At 66.2% G+C, this 7,525-nt stretch carries 7 protein-coding genes; 3 read left to right on the top strand and 4 right to left on the bottom strand.

What is annotated here, in order from left to right:
• Positions 1-98 precede the first annotated feature (98 nt).
• The 3 genes from KIP88_RS40550 to ftsE all read right to left on the bottom strand — a co-directional run bounded on the left by KIP88_RS40550 (position 99) and on the right by ftsE (position 2,532).
• Positions 99-812 carry a YdcF family protein gene (locus KIP88_RS40550; RefSeq protein ID WP_214493734.1) on the bottom strand — a complete coding sequence of 238 codons (714 nt, stop codon included), beginning with the start codon at positions 810-812 and terminating at the stop codon, positions 99-101.
• Positions 813-908: 96 nt separating this feature from the next.
• A complete protein-coding gene (locus KIP88_RS40545; RefSeq protein WP_214493730.1) occupies positions 909-1,880 on the bottom strand; it encodes an ABC transporter permease in 972 nt (323 codons plus the stop codon).
• On the bottom strand, positions 1,873-2,532 hold the full coding sequence (ftsE, locus tag KIP88_RS40540) for a cell division ATP-binding protein FtsE (RefSeq protein WP_214493729.1): 660 nt from the start codon (positions 2,530-2,532) through the stop codon (positions 1,873-1,875). Before ftsE ends, KIP88_RS40545 begins: the two co-directional genes overlap by 8 nt.
• Before the next feature lie 284 nt (positions 2,533-2,816).
• Here ftsE and KIP88_RS40535 point away from each other — a divergent pair, with 284 nt between their 5' ends.
• Positions 2,817-3,689, top strand: a complete 873-nt coding sequence (locus KIP88_RS40535; RefSeq protein WP_214493733.1) for an MJ0042-type zinc finger domain-containing protein — start codon at positions 2,817-2,819, stop codon at positions 3,687-3,689.
• Positions 3,690-3,729: 40 nt separating this feature from the next.
• A complete protein-coding gene (locus KIP88_RS40530; RefSeq protein ID WP_214493728.1) occupies positions 3,730-4,107 on the top strand; it encodes a response regulator in 378 nt (125 codons plus the stop codon).
• A 157-nt stretch (positions 4,108-4,264) separates the two neighbouring features.
• On the opposite strand, the gene KIP88_RS40525 is transcribed toward KIP88_RS40530, so the two are convergent.
• On the bottom strand, positions 4,265-6,898 hold the full coding sequence (locus KIP88_RS40525; protein WP_214493727.1) for a TIGR02302 family protein: 2,634 nt from the start codon (positions 6,896-6,898) through the stop codon (positions 4,265-4,267).
• A 167-nt stretch (positions 6,899-7,065) separates the two neighbouring features.
• On the opposite strand from KIP88_RS40525, the gene KIP88_RS40520 reads away from it, so the two are divergent.
• A complete protein-coding gene (locus KIP88_RS40520; RefSeq protein WP_212418832.1) occupies positions 7,066-7,446 on the top strand; it encodes a carboxymuconolactone decarboxylase family protein in 381 nt (126 codons plus the stop codon).
• Positions 7,447-7,525 lie beyond the last annotated feature (79 nt).

Raw genomic sequence — 7,525 nt, 5'->3', positions numbered from 1 at the left:
CACAAAGCGAACATGCCCACCCGTCTGACTGACGTCCGCTTTGGAGGTGTGAAGTCGACATGGAGCCCGACGCACCATTCGCGGATTAAGTACGCGCCCTAGTTGGCTTGCGCCGTCGCCGGCCGGCGCGGCGCCGGTGTGGGCTGATCGTAAAGTTCGGGCGCAAGGTCGATGCCCGCGCCGGCCAGCCGCACGCGCACCTCGGCGGCGACATATTTTACATATTCCGACAGCAACAGACGCAGCGTCGCACCGCTGGTCCACCATGGCTCATCGCGCCATCGGTCGCCGACCACCGCGAACGGAATCAGCGTGACGTCCGGGATCGCATGCGACAGCTCTACGATCGCCCGCGGCATGTGGTAGTTCGACGTCACCACAATCAGCGACTTGAAGCCGCGCTCGCGGACCCAGCGCCGTGTCTCGGCGGCGTTGCTCCTGGTATTGACGGAACGGTCGAGATCGACGCAACAGCGCAACAGCAGCGACTGGTTGTCGGGCAGCAAGCGCGAAATGTCGCTCAGGGCATTGGTCGGATGCGCGCCCGAGATCAACAGCCGCTTGCCGTAGCCGCCGGCCAGCAATTCCATCGCATCCGACACCCGCGACGAGCCGCCGGTCAGCACCACGATCCCGTCGGCGCTGCGCGCCGGCTTGGTTTCGACGCCGCGCAACTGCGAGAGAAAGGCGATGAAGCCCACCGCTGCGCCGACGAACAGGATCGCCATAGTGCCGACGATGACCGCGCGCAGCCATCCGCGCGGCCGCGCGGCCGGCGCCCTCGGCGAGCTGTCGTCGTGCTGCAAATCCATATGGTCCGGCAATCCTCCTCCCGCACACAATTCTAGAACGTTTTCAAGCGAAGTGGAGTCCCGGTTCACCCCGGATCAACAGCGCCATCGGTCGGCTCAATCGATGTCGTCCAGCGTGGCGAACAGCGTTCGCCGCGAGGCCCAGGCGGTGATGGCGGCGATCGCCACGGCCTGCACCGCAAGCGCCAGATAGCCCGAGGGCGGCAGCGAAAACGTCCCAAGCAGCGCTGCGAATTGATCGCCGACAGGCGTGCCCGAGAACCAGGCGGCGATCGATTCGGAGAAGCCGAAACCCAGCATTGCGGCGCCGCCGCCGATCACCCCGCCCTCCAGCCCGAGTCTCAGAAAATGCCGCAGGAAATGGTTGGCGATATAGCGGTCGCCGGCGCCGACAAAGTGCAGCACCTCGACGATCGGGCGGTTCGCCGCCATCGCGCCACGGGTCGCGAACGAAACTGAAATGATCGTCGCCGCTATCACCAGCACGAGGATGCCGATGCCGGCGAACACGGTTGCCCCGGTCATCGAACGCATGCGCTCGATCCAGGCGCGGTGATCGTCGACGCTCGCCGACGGCGCCACCTGCGTCACCGCCCTGCGCAGGCCTGCGAGGTCGAGCGTGGTGCCGGGCTGGACGCGCGCGACGACGACGCGCGGCACCGGCAACTGCTCGATCGACAGCCCGCTGCCGAGCCACGGCTCCAGCAACCTGGCCGATTCGTCCTTGCTGAACGGCTTGACCTGGACGATGCCGGGCTGCGTCCGCATCGCCTCCGCCGCCGCGTTCACGTCGCGCTCGAGATCGCGCCCTGCCTGCGGGCGCACCTGCATGGTGATTTCGCTGGCGACTTCCGACTGCCATTCCGCGGCCGATGCGCTGACGAGCAGCACGGTGCCGGTGGTGATGGAAGCCAGGAACGTCATGATGGCGACGACGGCGACCAGCGCGCGGCCGGAGATCGACGCCCGCGGCACGATCGGCGACATGTTGCGCGCGCGCGCCGGCACCTGCGGTCGCTCGGTGCCGAGGTCCACCAGCGGCCCATGCTCGTCATCCATCCTACTCATAGATGTGCAACCGCCCCTGGTGCAGCACCATCCGCCGCGCCTCGTACTGGTCCATCAGCGTGATGTCGTGGGTCGCGATGATGACAGCGGTGCCCAGCCTGTTCAATTCGATGAACAGCCGCAGCAGGCGCCGGCCGAGCGTCGGGTCGACGCTGCCGGTCGGCTCGTCCGCCAGCAGCAATTGCGGCCGCGAGATCACCGCGCGCGCGATCGCGGCGCGCTGCTTCTCACCGCCCGACAGGATCGGCGGCAGCGCATCCATGCGCTCGCCGAGTCCGACCCACTTCAGGAGGTCGATCACCTCCCGGCGATAGCTGGATTCCTCGCGGCCCATCACGCGGAACGGCAGCGCCACGTTCTCATAGGTCGTCATATGGTCGAGCAGGCGAAAATCCTGCAGCACGATGCCGATCTTCTGGCGCATGTTCGCAACCTGATCCTTGCCGAGCAGCGAGACGTCCTCGCCGAACAGGTTGACGAGGCCGCGCGTCGGCCGAATCGACAGAAACAACAACCGCAGCAGCGAGGTCTTGCCCGCGCCCGAGGGACCCGTGAGGAACTGGAACGAATGGGCCGGGATCAGGAAGGAGAGGTCGCGCAAAATCTCCGGGCCGAGCCCGTACCGCAAACCGACATTTTCGAACCGAACCAAGCTCAGCTCCGCTCGACATGAACCGTGACCGAGCTGCGCTCGGCATGAACCGTGGCCGAGTTCCGCTCGGCATAGACAGTGGCCGAGCTCCGCTCGGCGTGGGCCGCGGCCGGAAACCCCGGACTTGAACCTGAACCTGAACCTGGACCCGAACCTGAACTTTGGGCTCGTGGCCCGCTGGTTTGGGAACCAACCGGACAAAACGGTTTTGCGGCCGTTATGGTTTCCGGTTCGTTAACAGTCGCTATGTAGCATCCGGGCAAAGACACGTAGAGACGGGCTCCATGCATATCGTTTGCCCTCATTGTACAACATCTTACGCCATCAATCCTGCCACCCTGGGGCCCGGCGGACGTACCGTCCGCTGCTCGCGCTGCAAGGAAACCTGGCTGGCGCGGCCCGAAGACGCGATCGAAATGGCGGCCGCTGTGCCGGCGATGGCGGAATCGAGCCATTCGGCCGCGAACGATGCCGCGGCCGAGTGGGAGGCGCTGGCGCGCGAGGAAGAGGGGCAGGACACCCCGGTCGTCGACAGCCCCTCGATTTCGGCCGGCTGGCCGGCCGAGGGCGAAGGTTCGCAACCAAGCGGCGGCAGCGACTGGCCGTCGGCCGCCCGGCAGGATGCGGAGAACCAGGAAGAGATCCCGATTACCACGCACCGCGAGCGGTTGGCCCGCCTTTTCCGGCTGCCGTCCCTGCCCCGCATCCCCTTCATGCCGTCCTTTGGCCTGCCGACCGCCTGCGCCGCGATGGGCGCGCTGATCCTGGGGCTGATGATCTGGCGCGCCGAAATCGTGCGGCTGCTGCCGCAAACCGCGACGTTCTACAAGATGGTCGGGCTGGAAGTGAACCTGCGCGGGCTGGCGTTCAAGGACATCAAGATCACCAACGAGACCGTGGACGGCAAGCCGGTCCTGGTCATCGAAGGCACGATCATCGGCCAGACCAAAAACCCGGTCGAATTGCCGCGGCTGCGCTTTTCCGTCCGCGACGCGCAAGGCGCCGAGATCTACGCCTGGAACGCGGTGCTCGAAGCGTCGGTGCTCAAGCCCGGCGAGCGCGCGTACTTCAAGTCGCGGCTGGCTTCGCCGCCGCCCGAAGGCCGCAATATTGACGTACGCTTTTTCAACAAGCGGGATCTGGCCGGCCACGCCTGAACCAGGCCGCCTGTTCCGCTGAGGCGAGAGAGACGAGTTCATGCCACGCGTGCTGATTGCCGATGACGAAGATTCCATGCGCTCGCTGGTGGCGCGCGCCATCGCCATGGACGGCCACGAGACCGTCACCGCCGAGGACGGCGCCGAAGCGCTCGATATCCTGACCCGCGAACAAGGCACGTTCGACCTGCTGCTGACCGACATCCAGATGCCCGTGATGGACGGCATCGCACTGGCGCTGACGGCGGCGCGCGATTTTCCCAAGCTGAAGATCCTGTTGATGACGGGTTTCGCCGATCAGCGCGAACGCGCCTCCGGGCTCAACGCCATCGTGCACGATGTGGTGACGAAGCCGTTCTCGGTACACGACATCCGCACCGCGGTCGCGGACGCGCTGGCGGCGGGGAAGAACGGGTAAGCCACATCAACGGTCGTCATCCCCCGCCTTGTGCGCAATTGCGCACTGGGGCGGGGGACCCAATACGCCGCGGCTTATCGATTCAATCACTGCTGTCTCTGGAATACTGGGTCGCCCGGTCAAGCCGGGCGATGACAGCGGAGTGCGACGCGACCGCTCAATAATCCTTCAACAGCCGCTCGATGTAATCGAGTTCGATCTGCGGCCGCGACGGATCGCCGAGACGGCGTCGCAGTTCTTCGAGGATCCGGCGCACCCGCTGCACGTCGATCTCGCCGGGGATCTTCACGGTATAATCGTCGGTGAACTCGTTGTTGCGCATCGGCCGTCCCAGCGGATCGGTCGAGTTGGCCGCGCCCTGCTGGCGGCCTCTGGGGTTGCCGGGGCCGTCGCCCGGCTGATCGCCGTCACCTTGCTGCATGGCCTCGGCCAGGCTCTGGGCACCCTTGCGCAGCGCGTCCAGCGCTCGCCCTTGCGAGTCCACCGCGCCGTCGGCATTGCCCTCGCCGAGCCTGCCGGTGGCGTCGCCCATCGCCGAATCGGCCTGATCGAGCCCGTCCTCGCCATCGCCCTGGTCGCCGCCCTGACCCTGCTGGCCCTGCCCTTGTTCGCCGCGCTGGCCCTGCTGCCCCTGTTGGCCGCGCTGGCCCGGTCCCATGCCGCGCTTGGCGAGCTCTTCCTGCAATTTCTTCAGCCGGTCGCGCAGGCCCTGCTGGTCCTGCTGCAGGTCGCCCATGCTCTGGTCGCCCTGCTTGCCGCGGCTGCGGTCGCGCCTGGAATCCTGGCCCTGCTTGTAGGTCTTGTCGCGCAATTGCTGCTGCTTACGGATCATGTCGCCGAGCTCGTTCAGCGCCTGCTCCATCTCGTTGTCGCCCTGGCCGGGCTGCGCCATCTGCAGGTTTTCCAGCATCTGCTGCAGCTGTTCCAGCAACTGCTTGGCGGCATCCTTGTCGCCGGACTTCGACAGCCGCTCCAGCCGGTCGAGCATGCTCTTGAGATCCTGCTGGCTCAGCATCTTGGTGTTGGGATCGAGCGGACGGGCCAATTGCTGCGGATTGTTGCGCTGCTGCTCGACGAGCTGGCGCAGGAAATTGTCCAGCGCGGCGCGCAGATTGTCGGTGAGCTTCTTGATTTCCTCGTCGGTCGCGCCGCGTTCCAGCGCCTGCTTGAGCGCCTCCTGCGCCGCGCGCAGCGCCTTGTCGACATCACTGATGTTGCCGTCCTCGATGGTGACGGCAAGCGCCCACAGGCTGGCGACGACCTCGCGTAGCGCGGCGTCGGTGCGCGCCGCCTCCAACTGCCGCGACACGCTGTAGAGGCCGAGATAATGACCGGCCTCCGGCGTGAACAGTTCCGGCGCGATCATCAGCGCATCGATCGCCGTATAGACCAGCGCATTCTGGTTGGCGTCGAGCGCGAGGATGCGGCGCTGCTCGATCAGCGCGCGCGCCAGGGGTTTTGTGAACAGCCGCTCCGGCAGCCGCATGTTGAACGGCTCGCTCTTGCCTTCGTTGCCGGCCTCGTCCTTGGCCGTGAGCGTCAGCGTGACGTCGGCGCCGGCATAGGGATCCTCGCTGAGATCCTTCACCGTCTGGCCGACGCCGTTGCGGGTACGCGCATTCGGCAGCACCAGCGCAAACTGCGGCGGCTCGAACAGCGGCCGCGGCTCCGCCTTGTCGGCGGCCTTGTTCTTGTCTTCCTTGCCTTCCTTCGCATCGGGGGTCTTGTCAGGATTCTTGGCCGCATCCGTGTTGCGGGCGGCGAATTGCGCGCGCGCTTCGGTGACGCCGTAATCGTCCTCAAGCTTGTAGGACATCTGCAGCGAGCCGCGGGCCTGGCGTTCCGGATCCTTGGCAAGCGAAATGTTCGGCGCACGGTCGGGCGTGGCCGCGAAGCGCCACGGCGGCTGGCCGGACGGCGCGCGGACATGCGCGCTGCCGTCGCCCGTGATCTTGAAATGCCGTTCATTGGTGCCCTTCGGCGCCTGTTCGCTCGGCGCGATCTCGGTCACGCCGCCGCCGACCACGACATCGATGGTGCCGCCGCTGGAACGCACCAGCAGCGTGCTGCCTGACGGTACCGGCAACGGTGCTCCGCTATCGGGCGAAGCGGCATCCCTGTTGGCGGCGGACAGAATGACCGGCGGCTTGCCGGTATAGACCGGCGGGGTCACCCAGGCATCGACCCGGACGTTGGCCGGCGCCAGCACACCGTTCCAGTCGAACGCGGCGGCAATTCGCATCGTGCGCTCGTCGCCGGCGGCGACATAGGCGGCCGCCAGCATCACCATAACCAGCGCGCGCAGCGCCCAGGGATCGTGGATCGGAAGCCGCGGCGAAGGCAGCCCGGCGCGGATTCGCTTGATCGAGGCCAGCGTGCGCTCGCGCTGCTCCTGCCACAGCGCCTGCGCGATCGGGTCCTTGGTCTGGAGCGTATCGGTCAGCGCGGTCGCCGGGCGGTGGCGAATGCCGGTGCCGCGGTCGAGCCGGCTCAACGCCTCTTCGCGGGTCGGCCAGCGAAACCGCGCCAGCGGGAACAATGCCGCCAGCGCCAGCACGACGAACAGGCCGATGCCGATCGCGCGTGCGATGAATGGCAGCGCCAGCCACAATCCGGCCCAGGACGCCACCAGAAACAGTCCGACGACGCTCAAAATCCGGGCGAAACCCGGCCAGGCGCGCTCCCACGCGATCGCATATTGGGCCCGTTGCAGGGCCTGCGTCAGATGAAGCCGCGCGACGGTATCCGGCTCGCGCGCAGACTGTGAGGGGTCAGGTGAGGCGCCGCTCAATAAACTCTCCGGGTTGCCGACAAATCACCCTAGCACAGCGGCGGCATTGAGGCACCCGCTGCGAGCGGGTTCCCACACCTGGAATTACGCATAACACGAAGGCGTGACTGCAGGACGACCACCCCGTAACGTCGTCGCCGAACCGTAAAAGTACGTAAGGAAACGTCATGGACCAGAAGACGCACGACAAGGGACTGGAAATTCGCAAAGCGGTGCTCGGCGAGGCCTATGTCAACAACGCCCTGAAGAACGCCGACAGCTTCAACAAGCCGTTCCAGGAACTCGTCACCGAATATTGCTGGGGCGCGGTGTGGGGCCGCGAGGAACTGCCGCACAAGACGCGCAGCATGCTCAACCTCGCCATGATCTCGATCCTCAACCGGCCGCACGAATTGAAGGCGCACATCAAGGGCGCGTTGACCAACGGCGTCAGCCGCGACGAGATCCGCGAGATCTTCATGCAGGTGTCGATCTATGCCGGCATCCCCGCCGGCGTCGACAGCTTTCGCATCGCGCGCGAAGTGTTCGCGGAATTGGACAAGGGCTGAGCGGCTTCTCCAACTCGATAGTACCGGAGCACCTACACCGTCATTGCGAGCGAAGCGAAGCAATCCATAGCGCCACAAG

This window comes from Bradyrhizobium sp. SRL28 (assembly GCF_018596315.1).
In the GTDB taxonomy this organism is placed as follows: domain Bacteria; phylum Pseudomonadota; class Alphaproteobacteria; order Rhizobiales; family Xanthobacteraceae; genus Bradyrhizobium.
This window is presented reverse-complemented; position numbering and strand designations above follow the sequence as displayed.